Origin of the sequence: Tolypothrix sp. VBCCA 56010 (assembly GCF_050875635.1) — a bacterium.
Classification (GTDB): Bacteria; Cyanobacteriota; Cyanobacteriia; order Cyanobacteriales; family Nostocaceae; genus Hassallia.
This window is the reverse complement of record NZ_JBPAOH010000037.1, coordinates 1-26611: the sequence shown is the minus strand read 5'-3', so window position 1 is coordinate 26611 and position 26611 is coordinate 1. Positions and strand designations below refer to the sequence as shown.

Genomic DNA, 26611 nt, shown 5'->3' with positions numbered 1-26611 from the left:
TTCATAGTTAGATTATGTCAGTATTAGGAGTCGCATCTTATCTAAACTGAGGAAACTTTTTGTCATGTTGGCACAAACTTCTACTTCTGTAATGCCATTTCTTGGCAGTGACGTAGCTGCTAATTATGATACATCAAAATTAGTAATATTGCCCATTGCTTACGAAGCAACAACCACTTATCGCCGGGGCTGTGAAAATGGTCCAGATTTCATACTGGAAGCTTCTCATCAGGTGGAATATTACGATGAAGAACTGGATAGAGAAACTGGTTGCGAAGTCGGGATTTACACTCATGAAACAATTGCGGACACGCGCTCTGGTGGTATTAGCGCCGAGGAAATGTTAAAAGTCACCGAAGAAACGGTTTCTAAGTTAATTGGCGATCGCAAATTCGTGATTGCTTTGGGTGGCGAACACAGTATTACTGCGGCAATTGTCGAAGCATATCGTAAAGTTTATACAGAACCATTTACGGTAGTGCAAATTGATGCTCACGGTGACTTACGCCACAGTTATGAAGGCTCAATTCACAATCATGCTTGTGTAATGCGGCGAATTGTCGATATGGATTTACCCACCGTCCAAATTGGCATTCGGGCGATTTGTAAAGAAGAAGCCGACTTAATTAAAGAAAAACAACTAACTGTGTTTCGAGCGCGAGAAATTGCTAACGAGCCAAATTGGATGGAACGAGCAATTTCGGCGATTCAAACAGATAAAGTTTTTCTCACCATTGATTTAGATGGCATCGATCCTACCTTAATTCCCGGCGTTGGTACTCCAGAACCGGGCGGTTTAAATTGGTATGCTTTGATGACATTCTTGCGGCGCGTTTGTGAAAAACATAATGTCATCGGCTGTGATGTTATGGAATTAGCACCCCTTGTAGATTCAGTAGTTTCACAATTTACGGCAGCCAAACTGGTCTATAAAATTATTGGGTATCAAGCATTAGCTAAGGGTTGGTTTGAAGCTGGAACATAACGCTGAATATGACTATATTTTTTGTTTTTAGTTTCTTGGCGCTAAAAGAAGATGAATATACTAGAAACAATTGACACTCCTGTAGGAAGCTACGCACCAGATTTTGAATTGCCAGGAATTGACAAACAAGTACACCATCTTCGGCGTTATCTTGAAAAGTTCCGTGCTGTCGGCGTCATTTCCATGTGCAACCAATGTCCTTATGTCAGGTTGTATATAGATAGGCTAAAAGAAATTCAAGCGGAATTTGCTCAACAAGGTTTTTCGCTGATTGGCATGAATGGCAGTGATGGCAATGAAAATCCGACGGAAAGCTTTGACAATATGCAAGCTTTTGCGCTCATGCATGAGTTGAACTTTCCCTATCTATGGGACCCTACCCAAGATACAAGCCGCAGCTTTGGAGCGCTGGTTACACCAATGGCTTTTTTAATAGATAAAGATGGTATAGTCCGCTACAAAGGGCAAATTGATAATAACCCGCAAGATCCACAGTTTGTAAAAGAGCAATATCTGAAAAAGGCGATCGCCTCTTTATTTCAAGGTCAAGAAATACACATCCCCCAAACTAAGCCTGTTGGTACTTCGTTAATCTGGCGCAACTAGTAATTTGGGCATCGAGCATTGGGCATTGGGCATGGGGCATTGGGCATGGGGCAATGGGCATTGGGCATGGGGCAATGGGCATTGGGCTTTTGTTTAATGGACGGGCTGGGAATGAGAGATTTTTTCCATACCCGATGCCCGATGCCCAATGCCCCATGCCCGATGCCCAATGCCCACCTTGATAACTTTAACCGACTAATAGAGACAGAAAGTCACGCCCACTGCTATCTTAAATTGGAGGCAATTGCAACTTTTTGATAAAGCGTAACTTCATGGGAACGAATTACCGACGGGTTTTACTTAAACTGAGCGGTGAAGCCTTGATGGGCAACATGGGCTATGGAATTGATCCAGAAGTGGTGAAAGAAATAGCACAAGAGGTAGCAGAGGTGATAGCCACAGGCGTGCAAATCGCCATTGTTGTGGGCGGCGGTAATATTTTTCGTGGTGTGAAAGCGGCATCGGCGGGTATGGACCGGGCAAACGCTGACTACATCGGCATGATTGCCACGGTAATGAATGCCATGACACTGCAAGACTCGCTGGAACGAATAGGGGTACAGACGCGGGTACAAACTGCGATCGCTATGCAAGAAGTAGCCGAACCGTATATTCGTCGTCGTGCCATCCGTCATCTTGAAAAAGGACGGGTGGTAATTTTTGGCGCTGGTTCTGGAAATCCTTTCTTTACTACCGACACGACTGCCGCATTAAGAGCCGCAGAAATTGATGCTGAAGTGATTTTTAAAGCCACCAAGGTAGACGGAGTGTACGATGCTGACCCCCATATCTATCCTGATGCCAGACGCTATCAAAGCCTTACTTACGCGCACGTTTTGGCTCAAGATTTGCGGGTAATGGATAGTACCGCGATTGCTATGTGTAAAGAAAACAACATTCCCATACTTGTATTTGATTTATCGGTGCGAGGTAACATTCAACGAGCAATTATGGGAGAATCTATCGGCACCCTTGTGGGAGGTTCTTGTGAAATTAGATGAAGCTGAGAGTACGATGCAAAAGACCGTTGAGTCAACTCAACGAGCTTTTAACACGATTCGCACTGGTCGCGCCAATGCGAGTCTACTAGATAAGGTGATGGTGGATTACTACGGTTCTCCCACATCGATGAAATCACTGGCAAACATTAGCACGCCGGATTCAACAACGATCGCGATTCAGCCCTACGATCGCGGCACCTTGAACTTGATCGAAAAGGCAATTTCGATGTCGGATGTCGGTTTAACCCCCAGTAACGACGGTTCTGTGATTAGGCTGAATATTCCGCCTTTGACAAGCGATCGGCGTAAAGAATTTGTCAAACTCGCCGCCAAATATGCTGAAGAAGGGCGCGTTGCCATTCGCAACATCCGCCGCGATGCCCTAGACTCAATTCGCAAGCAGGAGAAAGCCTCAGAAATCTCTGAGGATGAAGCCAAAAACCAGCAAGACAAATTGCAAAAACTAACCGACAAGTACACCGCCAAAATCGGCGACTTGTTGGCAGAAAAAGAAAAAGACATCACCACTGTCTAAAAAAGTTAGGAGTAAAAGTTAGGAGTTAGGAGTTAGGAGTTGCGGTAGAGACGTTCAGTCCGGAACGTCTGTACAGAAAGTTAAAAGTAAATTTTTTTACTCTTAACTCCTGATTTTTAACTCCTAACTCTTTTAAGGATGTTTACTAAAACTTTATGAAATATCGTAGAGCCTTGGCTAAAAATTTGTAATCAGTAGAACTAATGAATTGTAATTTAGTAGCGGTTACACTTATTAAATAATTTAGATGACATCAAAAAAGACATTTAAATTGTTTAAATTTATCAGTGGAATTATCAGAAAAAAGTATGGTATAGCAGTCACAAGCAACCTGAATTAATCAAGATAGAAGATTTATAACCAAATATTTACGGATAAGCATGGTAGCTCTAGAAGAAAGATTTAGATCGGTTACACTGAAGGCTGTTAAATATTGAGCAGCTAATCTGAAAATCAGTTAAAGTCTGGTCATATCTACTGGTAAATTACAAATAAAAACGCAAAAATCAACGTTCTTCAGGAGCAAAAATTCAGCCATATGTATGATTGCATCATCGTCGGCGCGGGACCTGCTGGTGGAACAGCCGCTTACCATTTAGCCAAGCAGGGACGTTCAGTATTAGTTTTAGAAAAAGAATCTTTGCCAAGATACAAACCCTGTGGCGGAGGAGTATCGCCTGCGATCGCCCAATGGTTTGACTTTGATTTTAGTCCAGCAATTTCTCTGAAAGTGGACGAGTTGCGCTTTACCTGGAAATTGGGCGACCCTGTAGAAACTAAAATAGCCACTATCGAGCCAGTCTGGATGGTGCGACGCGACGTTTTTGACCATTTCTTAATTCAGCAAGCGCAAAAGCAAGGTGCTGAATTAAAAGATTCTACGGAAGTAACTGGAATTGAATTTAAGAGCGACCATTGGCAAGTTAATACAGCTAACGGTCCGGTTACAGGTCGCTTTTTAATCGCTGCTGACGGTGCCAAGGGACCGATGGCAAAATGGTTAGGTTTCAAAGAACGCAAACGCCGTTTAGCAGGCGCTTTAGAGGCTGAAGTTCCGGCAACTGTGGAGAATAAATCCACAATTCACTTTGAGTTTGGTATGGTCAAAAACGGCTATATCTGGAACTTTCCCAAAGCTGATGGTTACTCGATTGGTGTCGGTACTTTTATCGGTGGGGAACCTCAAGACTTTAAGAAAATTTTGGATGAGTACGGAAAAAGTTTTGGTCTAGATGTTAAAACTAGCAAGCAATACGGTCATCCTATTTGTTTGTGGGATGGCAATCAAAAGCTACATACCCAAAATGCGGTTTTAGCAGGGGAAGCTGCTTGTGTCGTCGATCCGATGACAGCAGAAGGTATTCGCCCCTCTATTTTTAGCGGTTTGTTGGCAGCTGGGGCGATTCATCAAGCGCTTTCTGGTGATGCGATCGCTTTAGAAAATTATTCGGAAGCGATTAGCGAACAATGGGGTGCTGATATGGCTTGGGCGCAAAAGTTAGCCGGCGCATTTTATCGCTTTCCGGGTGTTGGTTACAAAGTGGGTGTTAAGCGCCCTTCTGGTAGCCAAATTATGGGTAGGATTTTGTGTGGGGAATTGCGTTATGGCGATGTCGTGAATCGTGCGCTGAAGCGTTTGGTTCCCATTCCTGGTTTTGGTGGGTAATTGAGTAGAGACGCGATTAATCGCGTCTCTACAAAAGGCTCCTAACTTCTAAATCAAGCATGACTGGCGATCGCTTTATATTCTTGGCACTCACTACATTAAATTTCCTCTGGTGGATGCCAGCCAGCAGAAACCCAGGCTTGTCTGACAGTTACCGCGTAGGCATTGTTGAGTTGAAGAGCGGTAACGCTTGCTCGACCGCAGGCTGTAAGACCCACGATGTATGTGCCATCTTCAGTCCAGGTAAAATGTCGTAACCATTTTTGACGTCTGGGATTGAACAGCTTGACCTGACGATTTGTAACTGGGTCTTGTCCGTGGGTTTGAACTCCTTTGAAAGCGTTGCATAGCCTACAGGAAAGCCAAAGGTTTTCTTCATCATCAGTTCCACCCAAGGCTTTTGGGATAATATGCTCAATCTCCAAAATTCCCAACACATACTTTTGGAGGCTGCGACAGTAACCACATTGGTTTTTTGCCTGTGCCTTGACTCGTGCCCGAACTTCCTCTGAAATGTAGCTCGAACTCACGAACTCAGTGGCTCCATTAATCCACGTCTTACTGCTTCGCTGAATGCAGTCGCTTTCCGCAATAATTTTTCTTGATAGACTTGCATTAGGTCTTGTAATTCTTGCCGCTCGTCCTCAGTTAGAATCCCTGACTGTTGCTTATCTAGCAAGTTACTCAAACGCTTATCTTGGTCTGGCTCCATTTGCAGTTCTGTAAGAGCCATAACTTGCTCATCAGATACTTCTGATATGGGTTCTAGGGTTTCAATATGCGAGCTAATTGGTGGTAGAGAAAGTTTAATGGTATCAGCTAGAACACTAGCCAAATCACGGTTAGCTAGCCGTGCGAAGCGTTCTGCTCGCCGGTAAACCTCATCTGACAAAGTAATCGTGACCTGGGTAGTCATAGCTAATTCTCACTCTGCACTTCTGTGTTTACTCTAAAGTATTAATTTAATTTGCTTTATTTTGTGGGTTTCTCTTTTTCATAATTGGAATAGATTCACCGGAAACCCCAGCAAATTGAATCGCATTGCAAGCAATGTTGAAGGCAAACTCTATCTGTGAATACGTATCATATCGCGCATCGTAAGCTACCAAAGCATCATAAAAGCCAACTGCAAATTCTAGGGCAGCTTGATCGCCAATCGCTGCGTTCATGCCAATGACATAATCAATATGTTGAGCAATAGCATCAGCTTGCTGCTCATCATAGCAAGCATTCAGCACCACACACTCTACTTGCTTGCCGAACAACCCGAAAAGTCCAGCGAGTGCAACTGATGTGACTAACTTTTCTTTTCCGGTTTCATCTTCAAATGATAGTCCTGTAGTTCCCGAACCATGTCCAGAAAAATGGATAATGTTTGGTCGAAAATCTAACACCGCACGACGAACATCTCTTGGACGTACTGCCCATTCCTGTTGCAGAATAAATTTGTCACGTTGTTGCGAAAGCCGCAAACCTTCCTTAATGTCGCGCACTTCCTCATCCAAACGCAGTCGTGATGTTTGTTTGGGGTTCGCTGCTAGAATTAGAATTTTTTGGGGAGGACTTTGAACTGTCGCTTGGGGAATCGGGATCGCCTGGTCTATTTTTTTGGATTGTATTGTCTCCAGAGAATTTTTCGTTGCCAGTTCTCTCTTTTTCATAGTTGGAATAGATTCACCGGAAACCCCAGCAAATTGAATCACATTGCAAGCAATGTTAAAAGCAAACTCTATGCGCGAGTAAGTATCGTATCGCGGATCGTAAGCTACTAAAGCATTGTAAAAGCCAACGGCAAATTCTAGCGCTGCTTTATCGCCGATCGCTGCGTTCATGCCAATGACATAATCAATATGATGAGCAATAGCATCAGCTTGCTGCTCATCATAGCAAGCATTCAGCACCACACACTCTACTTGCTTGGCGAACTGCCCGAAAAGTCCAGCGAGTCCTTCTGGTGTGACTAACTTTTCTTTTCCGGTTTCATCTTCAAATGATAGTCCTGTAGTTCCCGAACCATGTCCAGAAAAATGGATAATGTTTGGTCGAAAATCTAACACCGCACGACGAACATCTCTTGGACGTACTGCCCATTCCTGTTGCAGAATAAATTTGTCACGTTGTTGCGAAAGCCGCAAACCTTCCTTAATGTCGCGCACTTCCTCATCCAAACGCAGTCGTGATGTTTGTTTGGGGTTCGCTGCTAGAATTAGAATTTTTTGGGGAGGACTTTGAACTGTCGCTTGGGGAATCGGGATCGCCTGGTCTATTTTTTTGGATTGTATTGTCTCCAGAGAATTTTTCGTTGCCAGTTCTCTCTTTTTCATAGTTGGAATAGATTCACCGGAAACCCCAGCAAATTGAATCACATTGCAAGCAATGTTAAAAGCAAACTCTATGCGCGAGTAAGTATCGTATCGCGGATCGTAAGCTACTAAAGCATTGTAAAAGCCAACGGCAAATTCTAGCGCTGCTTTATCGCCGATCGCTGCGTTCATGCCAATGACATAATCAATATGATGAGCAATAGCATCAGCTTGCTGCTCATCATAGCAAGCATTCAGCACCACACACTCTACTTGCTTGGCGAACTGCCCGAAAAGTCCAGCGAGTGCAACTGATGTGACTAACTTTTCTTTGCCGATTTCATCTTCAAATGATAGTCCTGTAGTTCCCGAACCATGTCCAGAAAAATGGATAATGTTTGGTCGAAAATCTAACACCGCACGAAGGACATCTCTTGGACGTACTGCCCATTCCTGTTGCAGAATAAATTTATCTCGTTGTTGTGAAAGCCGCAAACCTTCCTTAATGTCGCGCACTTCCTCATCCAAACGCAGGCGTGATGTTTGTCTGGGGTTCGCTGCTAGAATTAGAATTTTTTGGAAAGGACTTTGAACTTGGACTGGTTCTTCAGGTACTGAGTCAAATCCCAAGCGATCGCCAAAATGTTGAGTTGATTCGGAATTTTCCTCTATTTGTCTAATTAGCAATTCCGGAATTGATAAGTTTAGTCCCGGAACTTGTTGCTTGTCTCCTGCTTTTGCAAGTTGACTTAACTCAGTTACCGCTTTTGTCATCTTGCCACGAACAAAACTTGCCATCCCACGAGAATAAATCAACAGTGGCTCAAACCCAGCTAACGGTTCTGCAAACGTTTCCACTATAGATGCCATGCGAACCCACTCTGCTTTTTCCTCTAATTTCAAATCTCTAAGAGCAGATGCAATTTCGCGTGCAGCTTCACTAGGTTTTGTATAAGCTAAAGCCGTCCACCTCTGAACTTGAGCAAAATCACGCATATCCGGATCGTGACTCTCAAGCTGTTGTTTTACATAGACAAGCAAAAAATCAGACAATTCATGAATTCGCTTTTCGCCAAAACGGGGATTTGCTTTCAATTTTCTCAGCAGTGCATTTCGCACCTCTGTTTCCATTTCATAGAGTTCATGTCCCACTTCATCACAAAGGCTGGAAAGTAACAAATCTGCCACAGCTAGCCAGGGAATTTTCAGTGCTTCACCGTTACGATCGCGTTGAAAGTTCGCCCACAAGCGATAAAGCAAATCGGGTGTCAGCGCTAACGGAAAAGCAGCATGATAAGCGAAATCAAGATGCGCTTCACCAAAGCGTTGGTGAAAAGCTTCTATTCTACGAGTAACGACTTCTGGCTTCATTTTATACAGCGATAATTTTGATTCCAGTTCACTTATTTTATCTGTCCTCCAACGTTAATTGATCGCCCACGCAAAACATCGATCGCACTATCCAACCCCTGACGGCTCAATTCAAACATCGGTACTAAACGCGCAATTTCACCCGCAGTCGTCCCAAACCAGCGCTCTGTCGCCATTGGATTGACCCATGCTATATAACGAATTCGTTGCTTTAATTGGTATAAAAATTTTTCTGTCAACTCTAGCCTTTCTAAGCTATAACCACCCCGCGCTGCCCCCGCATCACTAAAAATCAACACAGTCGAACATTCTGGACGCAGTTTAGCCAGAAAATCTAATACAGGTTCAGCTTTCTGGCGGACAGTATCTCTGTAAATATACTTGGTTGGGCAGTTATGAAAGTAATAAATACCAGCTTTTCCTAAGCGCCCTCCCCGCAAGGCTGTATCTGCTAACCGCTGCGATAAAGCGTGAAACGGTACCATTGAGCCTTTTTGGTCAATCAGTAACTGTAATTCTGTACGATTTACTCGACTGGGAACCATTACAGGTTCTAGCAAAATTCCCTGTTGTCCAATCCGGTCAATTGTTGCTTCTACATCTAATGTGGGCAAACCTTGCCGCACGAAACGCCGCAAATGTCGCCAGCTTTGCTTCATCTGGCGTCGCGTTACTGGAAAATACTCATCGGTTTGGGTAAAGCGATTCTCTGGAATTTCATCATAGCTGTTAGTAGTAATTTGTACGGCTTCAGCTACTTGCATTTCATCTTCAACTTCTATCAATTCTGATGAAACCGGTACGGAAGCTGGTGTATTTTCGACTTGTTCGGGTTTGGGTTGAGAACTGGACTTAGTAGTTTTTGTGTCCGAACTGTCCGGTTTTTCCGGTGAGGTGGGAGTAAAAGCGCTGTTGGTGGATGAAGCACTGATTACTTGTTGAAAGTGATAATTAAACAGGTGTTCCTCGTCCTTCGATTTCACCCACAAAGTACGGCAAAGTTCCGCTAATGCCTCTTGGTTAGTTGTGCCAAAGCCTTTCTGTAAAGCTTCTAGAATCAGGCGATACTCATCAATGCCCAGTGGTAAACCTGCCTCTCGCAGCCGCGTGAAGAGGTCAAGTAGCGGTAATTCTTCTGGGGTAGTAGTCGCTAATTGTACTTGGGGAGTTTTCATAGAATGCTTGGCGATGTTCCTGACGACTGAAGTCGCGGCTGTACAAACGAAGTCCGCGAAGGCGGACTAAGAATAACTTGCATTTGAAGCCTGCGGAGGCAGGCTTTGTTTGTGTAGCCCCAGGCTTCCAGCCTGAGGGCACAATAGATTAATATAATATTCATTGCGATCGCTCTTGAAACACGGCACGCGCATTTGTCTAATATTCATTGCGATCGCTCTTGAAACACGGCACGCGCATTTGTCTAATATTCATTGCGATCGCTCTTGAAACACGGCACGCGCATTTGTATAATATTCATTGCGATCGCTCTTGAAACACGGCACGCGCATTTGTCTAATATTCATTACGATCGCTCTTCAAACACGGTACAAAGCATTTGTCTAATATTCATTGCGATCGCTCTTCACTATAACGTCGATAATCATCCCAACTCTTCAGCAACACTCCAGGATACAAAAGTTCTGTTTTCAACTTGCTGAGAATTTCCTCGTCGGAATTGTGCTTGAGTAGCATGTCAATCCAATCCATCAACTCGCTGGTACTCACCTTTTTGCCTGCGTCTCCTTTGTCTTGTTGCATCTGGTTGCGAAGATTGATAAAGCGATCGATAATTGCATCGAGTAATACTAAACGCGGATCGGGGAAAGAAAAGCGAGCTTTAATTATCTCAATCAAATCCTGCCGCTGCGGAAATTTGACGTAGTGAAACAAACAGCGACGCAAAAAGGCATCGGGCAAGTCTTTTTCATCGTTACTTGTAATAAAAACTATCGGTGTCGCTTTCGCTTGAACTTTCTTGATGGGGCTGGTTTGTTTAACCTCTATTACCTCAAACCGTTTCTCATCAAGCTCTAACAGCAAATCATTGGGAAAGTCGATATCAGCTTTATCAATTTCATCAATCAGTACAACTGTGCGGCGTTCGTTGCGAAAAGCACGTCCTAGCGGTCCCCATTCGACGTAAGCATCAGCATTTTTCGCTTTTTCTACGGCATCTTTATCTATCCCGGAAGCAGCAAGTTGTGCATCTCGCAATCTGCCAACGGCATCATAAGTATACAGTCCATCCCGCGCTCGACTGGTAGATTTGACGTACCAAGCTTCATAAGGTAAATTTAGCTCGTAAGCGACAGCACGCGCTAACTTTGTTTTGCCACAACCGGGTTCACCTTTTAATAATAAAGGACGTTCCAGAGCGATCGCTAAATTCACTGCTTCTACTAATTTCTCACCGGGCAAATATGGATACAAAAGTTGCCCTGTTAGCTTATCTTGTTCTTTTGGTTTCGGCTGTTTATCCTTGTCACCAGTGTATCTCAGTCGCTCGTCTACAGCTTTAACCACCTATCCTCTCCTTGTTCCCAACTATAACCACACAAACCAAAAATTTCCGCAAACACCCGTTCCGGAATGCCTTCACTGTTCTCTAAAATTACCTGAACTGTGCAGTCAATTTTTTTAGTCACTTTTGTGGGTAGTGCATCAATTGCATTTTCCATCCAGTTAACTAACACTTGGTCAGATAGACGGTCAATAATCGGCAGTCTTATAGGAGTACAAGGTTGCCAAAGCGTTTCAAATTCATCTGCAAACGCGATATTCCAGCTGTTAACACAACCATCCTGGTCAACTAAAAACATCAATAAAAAAAACTCGTTGCTTGAATAAATCGTCTGTTGAGTTGAGTTTACCAGGGGAAGCCAAAATTCGCGGATCAATTCGTCCAAATAGTCTTCCTCAATGCAATCCATATCGTGAAAAACCAAGATGACGTGCTGATTTTTCAACTGAGACATCACATTTCTAGCAATTTCAGACAATGAAAAGTCTTGTACTCCTATCTGACGCCCTAATTCACGCCATAATGCTTTAATGTCAGTCCTAAATGCTTTGCGGGAGAGGTGAAATTGAATTGGCGGAGTTACGGAACCATCAGGTATTGCGTTTAACAAGCGTCTCAAGAGAAATATTTGCCCGTGTTCTGGCAAGCCATGAACCAAAAAAGCCCCGATACGGTTTTGTTCAATAAATTCTCGGAATAAGCGTACCTGCTTGATATAGTTGAGGCGAAACAGTTCAATGTGTATTCGCTCACTTTCTAGATTATCAATTTGGTTGGCGAGGCGATCGCGTTCTGCTTCAAAACGCTCAATTTCCTTATTTAGCTGAAAAGCTACTAAACTACCTGCCTCAATTGCCGAATCATTCCGCAAGCGTTTTATCTTCTCGCTAAGTAGATCGTACTGTTGTTGAAGTTCTTCGCGTTTGTGCTGTAAGTGTTGAACTGAGGACATCTCTAAGCTTCTTTTTCCATTCAGAAATTGCGATTATTGAAGTTTGTTTTCTAGCTTCTCAATCTTTTGAGCAAGTTGTTCTATTTCAGCTTCAGCTTGTTCAATCTCTTTTTCCAACTGATACTTTACACTAGTACCAGCTTGAATTGCTGAATCTTTCCTTAGGCGCTTGAGTTTCTCGCTGAACTGATCGTACTGTTCTTGAAGGCTCTCAAGTTCCTGTAAAATTCGCCGTCGTTTTCCTTTGGTCAAGTTAGTCGGTACTTCGTCCTTAGATATCATGTGTTGCACAGAAATATTTTTTTTATAAATAACTGGTTTAAGATGTTCTGGAAGACTATATAGTTGAATTTCTACACAACCAAACTCATAAGCGTCTTCAATATAACGATTTGCTGCTAAAGCCTTATAAAAACCAACTGCAAAAGCGATCGCTGCTTTATCTCCAATAGCGTCATTCATCCCAATTACAAACGGAATATATTGAGCGATCGCTTTAGCCTGAATCTCAGAATAGCAGGCATTTATCACCACACAATTAATGCTTTGTGCAAATAACTTAAACATTGCTGCTAAATCATCAGGTTTAACAGGCTGAACTTTGCCGACTTCATTCTCAAAGCACAATTCACCCGTACTTTTACCATGTCCGGAAAAATGCACAATCTGTGGTTCAACATCGAATATTGCGTCTGTGATATCCCCAACGCGCACCGACTCTCGCTGTTCTAGTTGAAACCTTCCTGGTTTACCCAGCCTTGCCTTAATATCGCGCAACTCTTGTCCTAAGCGTAACCGAGATTCGTCACTAGGATCGGCTGTGAGAAATAGAATTTTAACTTGGCTATCATTCATTGGATTAGCAACTTAATTGATATGTAACTCATGCAAAAACTCTCTCAAACTCTTATTCCTTCTCCTTCGGAGACGCTGCGCGAACGTGTCCTTCGTGTCTTCTCCTTCGGAGACGCTTCGCGAACGTGGTTCGTTATTCCCTGAAGAGTGCGTAAGTTCTATTTACCTCTTTTCTACAAACGGAAAAAGCCTCTTTCCCGACTGGGGATGAGCGGTAAACCGCTCACTACGAGAAAAAGTAGAGAATCAACCCTGTTAATAGTAAACAAACAATTCCCGCAGCACCGGCTAGGGGTTTTTTGTTTTTACCAGTCAACCACTCAGGGACTTTACCAGTGTAAGTAATTAACTCTGCTGTATCTAGGCAAGCGATCGCCCATACCCATCCCGCGTGCAATCCAATCGCTAAACCTAAATTATTGCGATCGCTAAACCGTGCCAATACCAGCACCATTCCCATTAACCACAGTCCCGGTAATTGCGGTATAGTTTCCCGTCGTTCCCAAACTAAATGTAGTAAAGCAAAAATCAAGCTAGAAATTACTGCTGCTACCCAAACTGAATAATCCCGCGTCAGTTGAGTAAACAAAAAACCGCGAAAAATCAACTCCTCTACACCACCGACAAACAAAGCTACCAAAAAAATAGGTAGCAAGATAGATTGTAGTTGCTTTGTCTGGGACTCTTGCCAGCTGCACCACGAAAGCCAAAATTGCCCACCAAATACAACAGCTAAACTCAAGACTCCCAACACAAAACCCAGTCCCAAAGAACCGAGAAGGGAAATATTCACTCTTAAGCCATAATCTGAAAAAGATGTATTAGTCAGCCAATTTATACCCCAGAGAATAAAAGGTGCTAATAAATAAAGCGAAACTAATAAAGGTAATTTTTGTTCTGGCTGCAAAGCTTTGCCGAGTTGCAAATTCAGTACTAGTGCCGATACTATTGCTACTGGGAACCAGCATACTATCCAGCCAATGAAAAAAGCCATCACTACCACTACCGCTGGTGCATTTTCAAGAAATGACACTAAGGTGTTGATTGATGGCTCAAATGATGCTATCGAAACAGACAAAAACAAATACGACATACTTCTTGCAAACATAGATTTCTTGTTTTTTAATCAAGCTTCTACCAAAATTGGCAATCTCTACAAGATGTCTAATCGTATTTTTTTGACTCGACACAGTTATTAAACAAAAGATGTTAATTTTTCTTACATAGAGAACAAGTTATCAAGCATTTAGCTTGAAATGCCTCCAGATCGAAAAATTTACTCTTCGTCTTCGTCTTCGTCTTCTTCATCTTCGTCTAATTCTAAATCTTCATCTGCCTCGGTCAATTTTTTATCACCTTCACCAACTTGAATCAGGTGAATATGCTTATATCCCAGTTTAATTTCAAACTCATCACCTGACTTTAAGCCCATTGCTTTGGTGTAGGTGGCTCCAATCACAATCTGACCATTTTGATGTACGCTAACACGATAGGTTGGTTCACGCCCACGTCCATCTTTTGGTGCTTCTGGACTGAGAGGAATTCCCCTAGCTGATAGCAAAGCATCGTAGAAATCGGTCAGGTTTACTCGTACCTGACCACCTTTAGTAGTTGTGTAATAGCCACATTGCTTGGCTCTTTCTCGTCGTGGTAAAGTAGAAAGTTCTTTTACCTTAGCAAGCAGTGCTTTTCCAGTTAATGGCGCGGTTGCGGTTTCAGTCATTACGCTCAAATTATCCTTAGTCTCTCCAAACTGATAAACGATATTGTCTCATGCCAGTATTTGGCTTTTTGACACCTGCCCAAACCTACTCAAGACCCTAGCATAAGAGGTGAATTCCTGCTTATAAAAGCCATAAGATCCGAGGGAAAAAGTAGTGTAGATTCGCCCAAGAGTTTGCGGTGTAGATGTTCTTCACACTCAACTCTTGTTTTCACCATCAACAGACGAACAGCTTGCATCTGCCGTTGGGAGTTATTTCTTTATTGCCGTTCTATTTTGAAGGCACACAATAGATTAGAGGTTATGGTTGTCACAGGCATTAATTTCGGTGAGTGTACGGCATTGTTAAGCATTCTTTGCCATTGAGAGGTGAAATAATTTTCTCTTTTGACGCTAATATGGCGGTGTAATCTTAAGCCACCTTTACAAATTGTGTCGGTTCTACTACTAGAAAGAAGTCGTAGACCAATCGAAAATGCAGGCTTTTCAGTTTCAGCGTTAGCCTTTGTTGCTCTTGAGTCGTAAGGGTTTCCTCTTCCTCATCTGAGCGTTTTTTAGAACAGCATAGTATTTGCATACGGTTTTTGTGCATACACCCTTTTATCCTGCCAGTAGAGACGATAAATTTCACCTCTCTACATTACAAAGAAACAAAACTATAATAATAGCCGCAGAAGAGACGGCTATTTATACTGGTTTTGTTGCCTCGTAATTTTATATTAAATACTAGCATGGACTAATAATAGCAAAATTGTTGTTTATTTTTGAATTAAAGTTGCGAAGTTACTTTTATTTAAATCCCTCCCCTAGGGAAGCAAAAAATGGTGAGGATTTTCAGGAGCGCTTTATTACCGTCGGGTAAAAATGGTAGGATTTTGAGGAAGTTTGCATTTCGGATTTTCGCTATGAGCAAAACTCCGGTTAATGGTGCTTGATTACCAATCATTCGTTATTACCGCACAGCTTTTAGAAAAATTAATTTAATTTACAGGCTTTTTGACAACTGACGTACTTGAGCGCATTTTCTTGATTTGGGACTCGGCTTCACCGCAGTTGTCCTTCTTGTGCGCCGCAGTCTGGAAAAAAATTTATCCCCAAATGGAGATGTTTCTTACAAACTTTAACAATTCTATATAACCAAAAAAATATTGTTTAGCCATCCTAAGAGGGATTTTTCTATGAATGGATTGTCTTTGGTGGACATTAACATATATTTATATCTCAATGAGTGCTCTTTGAGGATAGAGGTTGAGGCGATCGCCCAACCGATTCGGCATTTAGAGAACTAAGATTTTTCTGGTTATCCTTGAACTAGAATCAGTAGCTCTTTTATCATCAGTCAATTAACAGCTGGCTTTGAATTAAGGGCAATATGATTATGGGTCGATGAGTGCAAGGAATATGCATGTACTCATGATTTACTAGTCAGGCGAGATAATTTTAAGACTTTGGTTGGTGGAAATGGAAGTTCTTTTTAAGGTCATTCGGCAAACAGAAAATTCATCCCCTGTGGTACAAACTTACCGCTTAGAGGCAGAACCGGGCAATACAATCCTGGATTGTCTCAATCAAATTAAGTGGGAGCAAGATGGAACTTTAGCGTATCGCAAAAATTGTCGCAATACTATTTGTGGTAGCTGTGCCATGCGAATCAATGGACGTTCGGCTTTAGCATGTAAGGAAAATCTCAGAAGTGAAATTGCCCGATTAGAAAATATCCCAGCACCGGGAAATAAGGCATCTTCTATTCCCGAAATCACGATCGCCCCGTTGGGTAATATGCCGGTGATTAAAGATTTAGTTGTGGATATGAGCAGTTTTTGGGATAACCTAGAGGCAGTTGCTCCTTATGTCAGCACGGCAGGGCGACAAGTTCCAGAAAAAGAATTTTTGCAAACACCACAAGAGCGATCGCTTCTCGATCAAACTGGCAATTGTATTATGTGTGGAGCTTGTTACTCTGAATGCAATGCCCGTGAAGTAAACTCAGATTTTGTCGGTCCCCATGCTCTTGCCAAAGCTTACCGCATGGTCGCAGACTCCCGCGATCGCGACATTGAAAATCGATTAGAAAATTACAACGAAGATACTAAAGGTGTTTGGGGTTGCACTCGTTGTTTTTACTGCAATAGTGTTTGTCCGATGGATGTAGAGCCACTCGAACAAATTACTAAAATTAAACAAGAAATTCTCGAACACAAACAAGTAGCCGACAGCCGTTCAATTCGCCACCGCAAGGTATTAGTAGATTTGGTGAAAGAAGGTGGCTGGATTGATGAACGTAAATTTGGCTTACATGTAGTCGGCAATTACTTTAAAGACTTAACAGGGTTGCTCAGTATTGTACCCTTGGGGATGCGAATGATCGCTAAAGGTAAATTCCCACTATCATTTGAGTCTTCAGAAGGAACTCAACAAGTGCGATCGCTTATCGAAGCTGTTCAAGAAGAGGGACTAGCGACTGGGGACTAGGGACTGGGGAGACAAGGGAGACAAGGGAGACAAGGGGACAAGGGGACAAGGGGACAATTCTTTCTCCCCATCTCCTAGTCTCCCCTCTCCCTGTCTCCCACTCTCCCCCTCCCCCCCTCCTAGTCTCCCCACTCCCCACTCCCCACTCCCCACTTCCATTCTTAAGGTATATTCAAACGCTGTCCAGAACGGTCATAGACAAAAATATCCCACTGTCCGTTGAGACTAGACTCAAAGGAGATTCTACTTGCATCAGCGCTGATTGTCGGGTTGCGGACTTCCGCTTGAAGATTAGCAGTTAAATTGCGTGATTGTCGCGTTTCCCGGTCATAGAGAAAAATAGCCGATCGCCCTTGACGAGAAGCCGCAAAGACAATAAAACGACCATCATCGTCAACACTAGGATGAGAAGCGATCGCATCCAAAGAATTTAAACCAGGCAAATCAATTAAATTGCCAGTCACCATATCAAACATATACACATCCTGGCTGCCCCGGCGATCGCTAGTAAAAACAATATACCTACCCGAAATTTGCGGATTTAATTCTGAAGCTGAACTGTTAAAACTTCTACCCCCCGGATCAAAAGGGTAACTTAACAGGCGAGGATAGCCAACACAGCCACTCAACAAGCTCGTTAATGCCAACACAGGTATAAAAATAGAGCGTTTCATATATTAGTCATTGGGCAATGGGCAATGGGCAACGGGCAATGGGCAATGGGCAATGGGAATAAAAAGAAGTTTCCGAATTTTGCCTACGCAAGACCATGCCCCATGCCCGATGCCCAATGCCCCCTCTTTCCCTCCTCTTCAAGGTGCAGGTACAGTTGCACCATTAGGAATATCTAACTCAATATTTGGTCCCCGGTCTAGTACTTCAATATCCCACTGACCGCGACTGGCAGTTTCAAATACAACATAACGTCCGTCTGGGCTGAGATGAGGATTTCTGATCCAGCCGCGATAGATTGGGGTGAGGATTTGTGATTGTTGGGTAGCGCGATCGTAAAGTGCCACAACTGGTCTACCTTGGTCGCTAGTAATGTAAGCAATATAACGCCCTGTGTAGCTCAGACTTGGACTTTCAGCAATGGTATCTGCTCGATTTAAACGCGGTGTGGGAATAAACTGTTGCTGTTGCAAGTCATACACCAATAGCTGGTGAATACCGTTGCGATTTGAGACAAACGCTAAAAAGCGACCATTTCCACTCAAAGTCGGTTGCTCTTCAGTGTAGCGACTGTTGAGGGAATTGGAAGCAACGGGGATAATGCCGGAATCACAGGATACAAGTAAGCTTGTGAAGCTAAAGATAAAACTCAAAGAAAACAGTCTTTGGAGCCAATTTTTAGGTGTAAATTTTGTCACCTCAAATGTTTTTCATCGCAATTTTTGCGACATTCACCTAAGCTTTATTAAATATCATCAAATTTAGTCGAATTATCGGACTCTTCATCTGGCTGTTCCAGCGGTTTGTAATCTACGTATTCAGTTGGCGTTGCATCATCTTCGCGTTCTCTACGCACAGGAGAGTCATTAGGCGATCGCCTTCTTCTTGCTCTGGGAGTTACATCTTCAGTGCTTTCCGGGCGGGAATTACTATTACCACCACGACGCGCAGGTTTTCTCACCTCACCAGAATTGTCCCAATCATCAACTTGTTGCCGAGAAGAAGAACCCCATTCATCATCAGTTCTTTCTGGGGTACGATTTACAGGACGCCGCGAACTAGGACGACGCGGTTTGTCTGTGGTTTCTGGTCTTTCGCGAGTATTACGGCGTTCCGAACGACGTGGTGCTTCATCACTGTAATAATCATCGTTTCTAGAGCGATCGTCCCTACTACCCCGAATCCGAGCGCGTGGGCGTTCCGGCTCATAGTCATCATAAGGCAGTGGTTCTAACTCTGCATCTACCTCAGCCTTATAACGCCGATTATAAGAATAGTTATCGCTGACATCTCGACCATCATCGACAATTTTCGTATTCCGCTTGGCTTGCTCAGTCGCAATACCCCGCAAGCGAATACTTTCAACTGCAAAAAACACAGTTGTACCAACTAAAAGTAGCTGACCAAATTGCAAAATCGGGTCTAGACGCCATCCTTGGAAGATAAGAATAAAGCCGCACAGCAAGCCCACCGCTGCAAAAAAGATATCTTGGTCTCTTGACAGTTCTGGACGCACAGAGCGGAGAAAATACAGAGCCGCCCCAGCCACAGCCAGGAAAATTCCTAGGAAAGTGGCTGGAGTTGCTCCCACATTTACCTGAGCCAGGAAACTGGCTGAGTTCAGCCCAAAATTTATCATAGAACCTCGTGGGATGTGTGGAAACCGCGTCTTTTTAAAGCGCAGATGAAATTACGACTCAAGCAGTTAAAACTGCTGTTCCCCTTTCGGGGTGAAAAGGACAGGGATGTAGTATCCTTTTCTTTCCCTCTAATGCTGGGAATTGCCTTGCTACATCAGTAAAGTGAGCCTTGCCAAAGTTATCGGTCGGTACTATCGCTCGCAGCACTGTCTTACCCTTCGTAAAACTGTTTAACCATTCGGTTCTAGAGTCCGAGACTGGCTAGATCGCATCTCGGAGTAGGTCTTTAACTCTTGCCGATAACGTAGTCAGTTAAGACTTAGGCGGGTCAACTAACTGAAACTTGGGCATGAAAGCTTTATCACTTCAGTGCAGGGTGTTGACTGCTATTTTCCTAATATGACATCTATGTTAGCGATTAAAATCACTACTCTAATCAGGGACAAAATATTAATGTAGAGACGCGATTCGGTCACGTCTCTACATTCAGAATATGTATCTGCTAGCTAAGTATACCTTTGACTAGCATTTAAGGAATCAATGTTCCGATTGCAACCAGGTATTTCGCTAACAAATAATCGCTTGTGAGAGTCAAACCGACTCTTGCAAGTGTTCTTAACGTTGGATTTTATCTTTTTGGCTAATAAAAATCAGACCAACAGTCGCCGGAACAACGACAATTACTGTACCCAAGACAAGACTCCAAAGGAAATTTGCTAAAGAAGGCGTCATAGATTTCAACATGAATTTACACTCTTCATCATAATTCTAATGTTGTATCAGTTCCTTGAAAAGCCTCCAAGCATTAACTCCTAAACTTAGTGACGAAGTTAACCAATAATTAAATCAACTGCGCTTCGATGTTCGGTTATCTAACCAAGCGGACGAGTCAAAGCTTGTGGTTATGGCGCTTTGCATTTAGATAAAATATCATAAACACGACTAGCAGCACGCAATCAACTGAGTATCCATTAGGGCTTTACCATTACAAACTACGAGTAATTTAGTATAAATCCCTCTCAGTGATTGAAATAAAATTATAAACAGTGCTTTACAAAGCTTAAAATTTTTTCTTTCTGCACGGAGAGTAGTTCAAAGCGATGACTGGTGTTAACCTTATTGATTTGATTCTCAGTCTACTATTGGGACTGATGATATTGTTGTTTATTTTCCGGATAATTCTTACCTGGTATCCCCAAGTAGATTTAAATCGTTTGCCCTTTAATCTGGTTGCTTGGCCCACCGAACCGTTCTTAGTGCCCTTGCGAAAGATTGTACAACCTATCGGCGGAGTAGACATTACCCCCATTATTTGGGTAGGAATTCTCAGTTTGTTGCGAGAAATTCTTCTAGGTCAGCAAGGGTTGCTGACCATGATGTTTCGTGTATAGTCGAAAATTGGGCATGGGGCATGGGGCATTGGGAATAGGTAATTGGTAATTGGGCAAAGTCGGGCATTGGGCATTGGGAATTGGCAATAAAAAGAAGCTAGACGTATTTCACAGCCACACATAGACCACTTGGACGATGCCCCATGCCCCATTCCCCATTCCCCATTCCCTAACTATTATTCATCTCCTGGATAAAATTGGTATAAACATTACCTGACAAAAACTGGGGAGTTTCCATAATTTTTTGATGAAAACCGATAGTTGTAGGTAATCCGGTAATTGCACATTCGCGTAATGCGCGTTTCATGCGGTTAATAGCTGTTTGGCGGTCTGGTCCCCAAACAATTAATTTGCCGATGAGCGAATCGTAGTAGGGAGGAATTTGGTAATCGGTGTAAACGTGGGAATCAATGCGAACACCGGGACCTCCAGGGGGGAGATAGCCGCTGATACGTCCGGGGGCTGGGCGAAAGTCATGGTCGGGATCTTCGGCGTTGATGCGACATTCGATCGCATGACCTCGCAGAACTACTTGCTCTTGATTAATCTTAAGTCTTTCTCCTTGAGCTATGCGAATTTGTTCGCAAACCAAGTCCATGCCGGTAATCATCTCTGTAACCGGATGTTCAACTTGAATCCGGGTGTTCATTTCCATAAAGTAGAATTTACCGGATTTATCAAAGAGAAACTCGATTGTACCTGCTCCAGTGAAATTAATAAACTGGGCAGCTTTGACGGCAGCTTGTCCCATTTTATCTCGCAAATCTGGGTCTAAAGCAGGGCTGGGAGCTTCTTCTAGTAGCTTTTGATTGCGACGCTGAATTGAGCAATCCCGTTCGCCTAGGTGGATGACATTACCGTAATTATCCGCCATAATTTGAAATTCAATGTGGCGCGGACGTTCGATAAATTTTTCTATATAAACGCCAGAATTACCAAAAGCGGCTCCGGCTTCGCCTTGTGCTGCTAGAAAAAGCTTGACAAATTCGCTTTCATCTTGTACCAAACGCATACCGCGTCCACCACCACCTGCCGTGGCTTTAATCATTACTGGATAGCCGATATCTTTGGCGATCGCCAATCCTTCTTCCTCAGACTCTACCAACCCATCACTTCCCGGTACAGTCGGAACCCCGGCTTTTTGCATGGTTTCTTTTGCCGTTGATTTATCCCCCATTAAGCGAATCGCTTCCGGAGACGGACCAATAAATGCAATATGATGATCTGCACAAATTTCTGCAAACCTGGCATTTTCTGACAAAAAGCCATAACCGGGATGAATCGCAGTAGCATTGCGCGTCAGTGCCGCAGCAATAATATTGGGAATATTCAAATAACTTTTACCGCTGGCAGGTTCGCCAATGCAAACCGCTTCATCGGCAAGTTGGACGTGGAGAGCATTACGATCAACTGTAGAGTGAACTGCAACAGTAGCAATCCCCATTTCCTCACAGGCACGGAGAATGCGAAGCGCAATTTCTCCTCGATTGGCAATTAATATTTTATCAAACTTCATCTTCTAGCTTTAATATCAGTACCACTAGATTGACATTCTCTCCTATTCAATTTGAAACAACGCTTTCGTGTTATTGCAAATTATGACAAGAGATTCCCAAGCCTCATTCATAGTCAGCGTTGCTTTGAACGATGAGGCTGACTACCTCTTAGGGTCTTAACTAGATTAGCAACACGAATGCTATTAATCTATGTCAGTTCGCCGAATCAAGGCAGTAAAAGCGCTTTTTGTCCGGTTTTGCTTTTCGGTGGAAGTAGATTGGCAGCACTTCTGGTCACACCCCATTTAATATCTCTTGTGCAACTGCTAAATTTCTGTCAGTCTGATATCCGCATTCGGAAAATTTCTGAATTCGTACACTTAAATAAATTAAATTTTTCGGAAATTAGCTCTTACTTTACTATATTTGTTTTTTTATGCTATATTCTATCTTCAGACAACTTATGCGGATGTGGCGGAATTGGTATACGCGCACGCTTGAGGTGCGTGTGGGCAATGCCCTTGCGAGTTCGAGTCTCACCATCCGCATTTTTTCATATGAAGTTAGGAGTTGTAGAGACGTTCCACACTCCCACGTCTGTACAAAAGTTAGGAGGCGCGGAGTTAGGAGTTATTACTCCCCCTTGTCCTCCAAGTCCAGTGGACACGTTCCACGGGCAGGGATGCCACATGCTTCAACGTTCGTGACCTCCCAACGGGAGAGCCACTACGAATGGACCCAAACCGACACCGCGCTGCCTTGACTTACCGCAACGCAGTGGCGAGTGGAAAATACGCACAGAAGTGTCCTCCCCTTGTCCACGGACACGTTCCTTAACGGGGACGCCACATGCTTCAACGGAGGGAACCTCAACGCCAGATGCCTCAAGTCGGGAAACCCGCCCACGGCACTGGCTCCGCAACGCAGTGGCGAGTGGAAAATACGCACTCGCGCTCGTCCTCCCCTTGTCCCCCACTCCCCCCACCTCCCCACCAGGGCGGTGGTTTTTTTATGCTTTTGTGTTTTTTATGCTTTTATATAGATAGGTGAAGTTTTGTAAAAACGTTGACTGCTACTTTTAAATCGACAAACAACTTAACACTACCCGCCGGATGGCATCGCCTCTCCCCCATTTGGCAAGGTGACGCACAAGCCATTCAAAAAGGTCTGCCTCACACTCAGCTAGCACCAACTTGGCAAATGCTACTTTTGGGTGACGGTTCCCCCACACGGCACTTAGAATTGCTTACAGGTGAGCCAACGGAAGTGGATGTAATCGACATGTCATTAGTTGGCATGGACTTGGATAATGCTCCTGACTTAATTGAAGCTGTCCCAGGACCTAGACTGCGACGACAAGTTTGGTTGCGTACTGCTTCTGGTCAAAGATTGGCGTATGCTACCTCATGGTGGGAAGCTTCTCATGTAGATGAGTATTTGCAAAACCGTTCATTACCTATTTGGGCTAGTTTGGCTCGTCTGCGCACTGAGTTATATCGCGATGTCCAAGGAGTTTATTACGGTTACTCAGATGCGCTACAGTCAGGTTTTGGTGTCAATGGACCTTTTTGGGGTCGCCACTATTTGTTTTGGCATCACGGACAGCCTCTGACTTTAATTTATGAAGTTTTTTCGCCTTACTTAACAAAATATTTGGGATCGATGCAGGTGACTGCTAATGGTAAGGTTTAGCGCTACGCAGGTGGAGAATTAATAATTAAAAATTATTTTGGTGTCGCTAATTTCTTCTTTTGGGCGCGAATATTGGCAATATATAATATAATACACGCCTTGAATTAGTGATAATAAAAGATTTTTGTAGTAAGGACTGAAGTCCTTATCTTAGAAGATGAGGACTTCAGTCCTCACTACGAACTCATCAAAGCAATTTAAGGATTATTTCTGGTAAAATTATTCTACAAGTCATGAATATTTAATTTTTGATGATTTAAAAATAATTGCTAGTTATCATCAAAAAAATCAGGCTGGTTTGGGATATGCGATCACTCAATATAAATTTCAATAATTCGCAACAACTAGCCTTCGCTTGAAAACGTCAGTGGTAAATATTCGTTCTGTAGCTTATATTTTGTAATACCAATAAACTGACCTATAAGTAAAAGTTCCCGGTAGCATCAGATAAGTTCCAATACAACCAACGAAAAGTTATGTCAAAATAGGGCGTGAGGCAGCTAAACACTTGCAGCTTTGTCAAGTTAGGTATATCTTCACAGTGCTTGACGTGACGAATTTATCTTTTCGGACACTTTCTAATGGTTCTCACCGTCCAATCTACGAGAATCTACCCGTTGTCGGGGTGATGTGCTGCTTTCACGCTTTGTGCGGGCATCGTCGGGGTCAAAAGCGCATACTGTAAAAAAGGGTAACTCGCTACAAAAGCACCACTAATGAAACAGTAGTAATTTGAGAAAACAATACTTTATGTCGATTACCAAAGTATTAATAACTCTCAGTAAAGAGAAACCAATGTAATTAAGTGTCCTGAAGAAGAGTAAACCTTTGAGTTTACTATACCAATCAAGCAAATAATGAGTTCGCAATTATGAGGTGTTAGGTTTCAATGGCACTACCTGTTGTATCTGTCTTATCAACGCAGAAAAAAAAGAAACCGTCTTTAGTGCTGACGCTTTCATCTGCCGGGTTGTTGATTGGTGTGGGGAGTGCAGCATTCTGGCTTTTAACTCAGGGAAAATTATTTTCCAGATTGCCAGTAGGTGCAAATATTATCCCTCAAGATGCCTTATTTACGGTTTCTTTAACCACCGATGCCAGTCAATGGCAAAAATTGCGCTCTTTTGGTACAAAAGAAACCCAAGCAGAACTAGATAAGTATTTAGTGGAGTTGCGCTCACGCTTTCTCACTAATAACGGCTACGATTTCCAAAAAGATATCAGTCCTTGGGTTGGCAATGAAGTAACAATTGCCATTCTTGCCCCAGACATGAAAAAAAATGCACCTACTGATGGAAGTGGTGCTACCAAAGAACAGTCGATGGTGATGGTTTTGCCAATAAAAAACCCACAAAGTGCTAAAACCATCTTGGCACAACCCAAAATGCTCAAAGGTGGCAAATTAGTCGAACGGACTTATCAAGGAATTACCATCAAACAAACTGAAGGGCAAAGTAAAGAAAACTTTTCCGCTGCCGTACTAGATCAACGTTTCTTAGTCATTACTGATAATCCTAAAGCCACAGAACGAGCGATTGATGCTTATAAAAATAAAACAACACTCGCTACAACAGGTGGTTTTGCAGATAATTTCCCGAAAATCGCCAACTACCAACCTTTCGCCCAGTTTTATGTAAATGTGCCAATAGCTGCTAAAATAGCAGCCGCCTCTCCAAACCGCCCTTTGCCCGCTCAAGTTTTGGCTCAACTTCAGAATAACCAAGGTTTAGCGGGGACAATTACTTTAGAGTCAGAAGGAATACGCTTAAAAGGCGTTTCTTGGCTTAACCCAAATAGTCAACGTACCCTAGCGGTAGAAAACAACGCTGGGAATATGCAAAACCGCTTACCAGCAGAAACCTTAATGATGCTTTCTGGGGGTAATTTGAAACGGTTGTGGGCAGATTATGTTTTAACATCTCACTCTAATCCAGTTTCGCCGATACCACCAGAAGCACTTAGAAGTGGAGTGAAATCACTCACCAATAATGAACTTGATTTAGATCGAGATTTATTAAGTTGGATGGGTGGTGAGTTTTCGGTTTCGGTGATGCCATCGATTGCCAAAGAAGGTTATAAAGAAGATTTTCGTGCGGCATTTGTATTCATGGTACAAGCAAGCGATCGCGCTTATGCTGAAGCATCAATAAAACGTCTGGATGACATCATAAAAAATCAATATCAATTCCAAATTCAACAAAACACAATCGCAGGTAAACCTGCTGTAAACTGGATTGCACCTTATGGAACCTTAACTGCTACCCACGGCTGGTTAGATAATGATGTCGCTTTTTTAATTATGGGTGCTCCTGTTACCAATAAAATTGTTCCTAAACCCAACAATACATTAGCTAGTACTTTCCCATTCCAAAAAACAGTTCCCTCAGATCCTAATCCGACAAACGGTCAGTTTTTCTTAGATGTGGAACGCACCGTGAAAAATTTTCCTTTACCGACGTTGTTCCCCAATCAAGAAACTGTACTCGAAGCAACGCGCTCAATTGGCATAACATCTGCCGTCAGCGACAGTCGTAGTAACCGCTACGACATTTTTCTCGAATTAAAAAAAGGTGATAAACCAGCACCTCTTCCGACTCCGACAATTACACCCACTCCGTAAGGGAAGACTATGCATTACCCGCATCTTTCTCAACAAAAATACAACTTACTTAAAATATGCCAAAAGCATTGATAGGTATAGTTTTTGAGAGAAGAGAATATTTGAGGGTA

The 26611-nt window shown here is 43.0% G+C and carries 26 protein-coding genes and 1 tRNA gene; 10 read left to right on the top strand and 17 right to left on the bottom strand.

The annotated features are described in order from the left end of the window. Positions 1-64: 64 nt before the first annotated feature. Positions 65-985 carry an agmatinase gene (gene speB / locus AABK37_RS15125; protein ID WP_432552383.1) on the top strand — a complete coding sequence of 307 codons (921 nt, stop codon included), beginning with the start codon at positions 65-67 and terminating at the stop codon, positions 983-985. 51 nt (positions 986-1036) lie between these two features. Next, positions 1037-1591 carry a thioredoxin family protein gene (locus AABK37_RS15120; RefSeq protein WP_432552382.1) on the top strand — a complete coding sequence of 185 codons (555 nt, stop codon included), beginning with the start codon at positions 1037-1039 and terminating at the stop codon, positions 1589-1591. Here AABK37_RS15120 and AABK37_RS15115 read toward each other — a convergent pair. Next, positions 1588-1761, bottom strand: a complete 174-nt coding sequence (locus tag AABK37_RS15115) for a hypothetical protein (RefSeq protein WP_432552381.1) — start codon at positions 1759-1761, stop codon at positions 1588-1590. The genes AABK37_RS15120 and AABK37_RS15115 overlap by 4 nt on opposite strands. Positions 1762-1863: 102 nt before the next feature. On the opposite strand from AABK37_RS15115, the gene pyrH reads away from it, so the two are divergent. The 3 genes from pyrH (at position 1864) to AABK37_RS15100 (ending at position 4793) form a co-directional block, all read left to right on the top strand. Beyond that, positions 1864-2592 (top strand): UMP kinase, encoded by a 729-nt coding sequence (gene pyrH / locus AABK37_RS15110; RefSeq protein WP_432552380.1) that lies wholly within the window; start codon positions 1864-1866, stop codon positions 2590-2592. Further along, on the top strand, positions 2579-3127 hold the full coding sequence (gene frr, locus AABK37_RS15105) for a ribosome recycling factor (protein ID WP_432552379.1): 549 nt from the start codon (positions 2579-2581) through the stop codon (positions 3125-3127). Before pyrH ends, frr begins: the two co-directional genes overlap by 14 nt. A 538-nt stretch (positions 3128-3665) precedes the next feature. Continuing rightward, positions 3666-4793, top strand: coding sequence for a geranylgeranyl reductase family protein (locus AABK37_RS15100; protein ID WP_432552378.1), 1128 nt, complete (start codon positions 3666-3668; stop codon positions 4791-4793). A gap of 98 nt (positions 4794-4891) precedes the next feature. Here AABK37_RS15100 and AABK37_RS15095 read toward each other — a convergent pair whose 3' ends face one another. The 9 genes from AABK37_RS15095 to AABK37_RS15055 form a co-directional block, all read right to left on the bottom strand. Beyond that, entirely contained in the window at positions 4892-5323 is a 432-nt protein-coding gene (locus tag AABK37_RS15095; RefSeq protein WP_432552377.1) for an HNH endonuclease, read from the bottom strand. Next, positions 5320-5709, bottom strand: a complete 390-nt coding sequence (locus tag AABK37_RS15090; RefSeq protein ID WP_432552376.1) for a hypothetical protein — start codon at positions 5707-5709, stop codon at positions 5320-5322. Before AABK37_RS15090 ends, AABK37_RS15095 begins: the two co-directional genes overlap by 4 nt. A gap of 46 nt (positions 5710-5755) precedes the next feature. Continuing rightward, positions 5756-8467, bottom strand: a complete 2712-nt coding sequence (locus tag AABK37_RS15085; RefSeq protein WP_432552375.1) for a CHAT domain-containing protein — start codon at positions 8465-8467, stop codon at positions 5756-5758. Between the two features lie 32 nt (positions 8468-8499). Next, positions 8500-9642 carry a hypothetical protein gene (locus AABK37_RS15080; protein WP_432552374.1) on the bottom strand — a complete coding sequence of 381 codons (1143 nt, stop codon included), beginning with the start codon at positions 9640-9642 and terminating at the stop codon, positions 8500-8502. 391 nt (positions 9643-10033) lie between these two features. Then, positions 10034-10990 (bottom strand): AAA family ATPase, encoded by a 957-nt coding sequence (locus AABK37_RS15075; RefSeq protein WP_432552373.1) that lies wholly within the window; start codon positions 10988-10990, stop codon positions 10034-10036. Next, entirely contained in the window at positions 10975-11940 is a 966-nt protein-coding gene (locus AABK37_RS15070) for a hypothetical protein (protein WP_432552372.1), read from the bottom strand. The genes AABK37_RS15075 and AABK37_RS15070 overlap by 16 nt, the downstream gene beginning before the upstream one ends. A 33-nt stretch (positions 11941-11973) precedes the next feature. Then, on the bottom strand, positions 11974-12795 hold the full coding sequence (locus AABK37_RS15065) for a CHAT domain-containing protein (protein ID WP_432552371.1): 822 nt from the start codon (positions 12793-12795) through the stop codon (positions 11974-11976). Positions 12796-13021: 226 nt separating this feature from the next. Continuing rightward, positions 13022-13888: a CPBP family intramembrane glutamic endopeptidase gene (locus tag AABK37_RS15060; protein WP_432552370.1), complete on the bottom strand. Its 867-nt coding sequence runs from the start codon at positions 13886-13888 to the stop codon at positions 13022-13024. Positions 13889-14071: 183 nt separating this feature from the next. Continuing rightward, a complete protein-coding gene (locus AABK37_RS15055) occupies positions 14072-14518 on the bottom strand; it encodes an AbrB family transcriptional regulator (RefSeq protein ID WP_039747906.1) in 447 nt (148 codons plus the stop codon). Between the two features lie 1461 nt (positions 14519-15979). Here AABK37_RS15055 and AABK37_RS15050 point away from each other — a divergent pair. Further along, entirely contained in the window at positions 15980-16990 is a 1011-nt protein-coding gene (locus tag AABK37_RS15050; RefSeq protein WP_432552369.1) for a succinate dehydrogenase/fumarate reductase iron-sulfur subunit, read from the top strand. On the opposite strand, the gene AABK37_RS15045 is transcribed toward AABK37_RS15050, so the two are convergent. The 5 genes from AABK37_RS15045 to psbX form a co-directional block, all read right to left on the bottom strand. Next, positions 16973-17143, bottom strand: a complete 171-nt coding sequence (locus tag AABK37_RS15045) for a hypothetical protein (RefSeq protein WP_432552368.1) — start codon at positions 17141-17143, stop codon at positions 16973-16975. The genes AABK37_RS15050 and AABK37_RS15045 overlap by 18 nt on opposite strands. An 8-nt stretch (positions 17144-17151) precedes the next feature. Further along, entirely contained in the window at positions 17152-17664 is a 513-nt protein-coding gene (locus tag AABK37_RS15040; RefSeq protein WP_432552367.1) for a TolB family protein, read from the bottom strand. Positions 17665-17802: 138 nt separating this feature from the next. After that, positions 17803-18360 carry a TolB family protein gene (locus AABK37_RS15035; RefSeq protein ID WP_432552366.1) on the bottom strand — a complete coding sequence of 186 codons (558 nt, stop codon included), beginning with the start codon at positions 18358-18360 and terminating at the stop codon, positions 17803-17805. 47 nt (positions 18361-18407) lie between these two features. After that, on the bottom strand, positions 18408-19301 hold the full coding sequence (locus tag AABK37_RS15030; protein WP_432552365.1) for a Ycf66 family protein: 894 nt from the start codon (positions 19299-19301) through the stop codon (positions 18408-18410). Between the two features lie 616 nt (positions 19302-19917). Beyond that, positions 19918-20034 carry a photosystem II reaction center X protein gene (gene psbX / locus AABK37_RS15025; RefSeq protein ID WP_039747898.1) on the bottom strand — a complete coding sequence of 39 codons (117 nt, stop codon included), beginning with the start codon at positions 20032-20034 and terminating at the stop codon, positions 19918-19920. A 368-nt stretch (positions 20035-20402) separates the two neighbouring features. Between psbX and AABK37_RS15020 the strand changes: the two genes are divergently transcribed. After that, a complete protein-coding gene (locus AABK37_RS15020; protein ID WP_432552364.1) occupies positions 20403-20693 on the top strand; it encodes a YggT family protein in 291 nt (96 codons plus the stop codon). On the opposite strand, the gene AABK37_RS15015 is transcribed toward AABK37_RS15020, so the two are convergent. Continuing rightward, positions 20657-20845: a hypothetical protein gene (locus tag AABK37_RS15015; protein ID WP_432552363.1), complete on the bottom strand. Its 189-nt coding sequence runs from the start codon at positions 20843-20845 to the stop codon at positions 20657-20659. The two genes, AABK37_RS15020 and AABK37_RS15015, sit on opposite strands and share 37 nt — an antisense overlap. Positions 20846-20862: 17 nt before the next feature. After that, entirely contained in the window at positions 20863-22209 is a 1347-nt protein-coding gene (accC, locus tag AABK37_RS15010; RefSeq protein WP_432552362.1) for an acetyl-CoA carboxylase biotin carboxylase subunit, read from the bottom strand. A gap of 445 nt (positions 22210-22654) precedes the next feature. On the opposite strand from accC, the gene AABK37_RS15005 reads away from it, so the two are divergent. The 3 genes from AABK37_RS15005 (at position 22655) to AABK37_RS14995 (ending at position 26501) form a co-directional block, all read left to right on the top strand. Beyond that, positions 22655-22737: transfer RNA gene (locus AABK37_RS15005), tRNA-Leu, on the top strand. Between the two features lie 517 nt (positions 22738-23254). Continuing rightward, entirely contained in the window at positions 23255-23881 is a 627-nt protein-coding gene (locus AABK37_RS15000) for a chorismate lyase (RefSeq protein ID WP_432552361.1), read from the top strand. Between the two features lie 889 nt (positions 23882-24770). Continuing rightward, a complete protein-coding gene (locus AABK37_RS14995) occupies positions 24771-26501 on the top strand; it encodes a DUF3352 domain-containing protein (RefSeq protein WP_432552360.1) in 1731 nt (576 codons plus the stop codon). Positions 26502-26611: the final 110 nt, after the last annotated feature.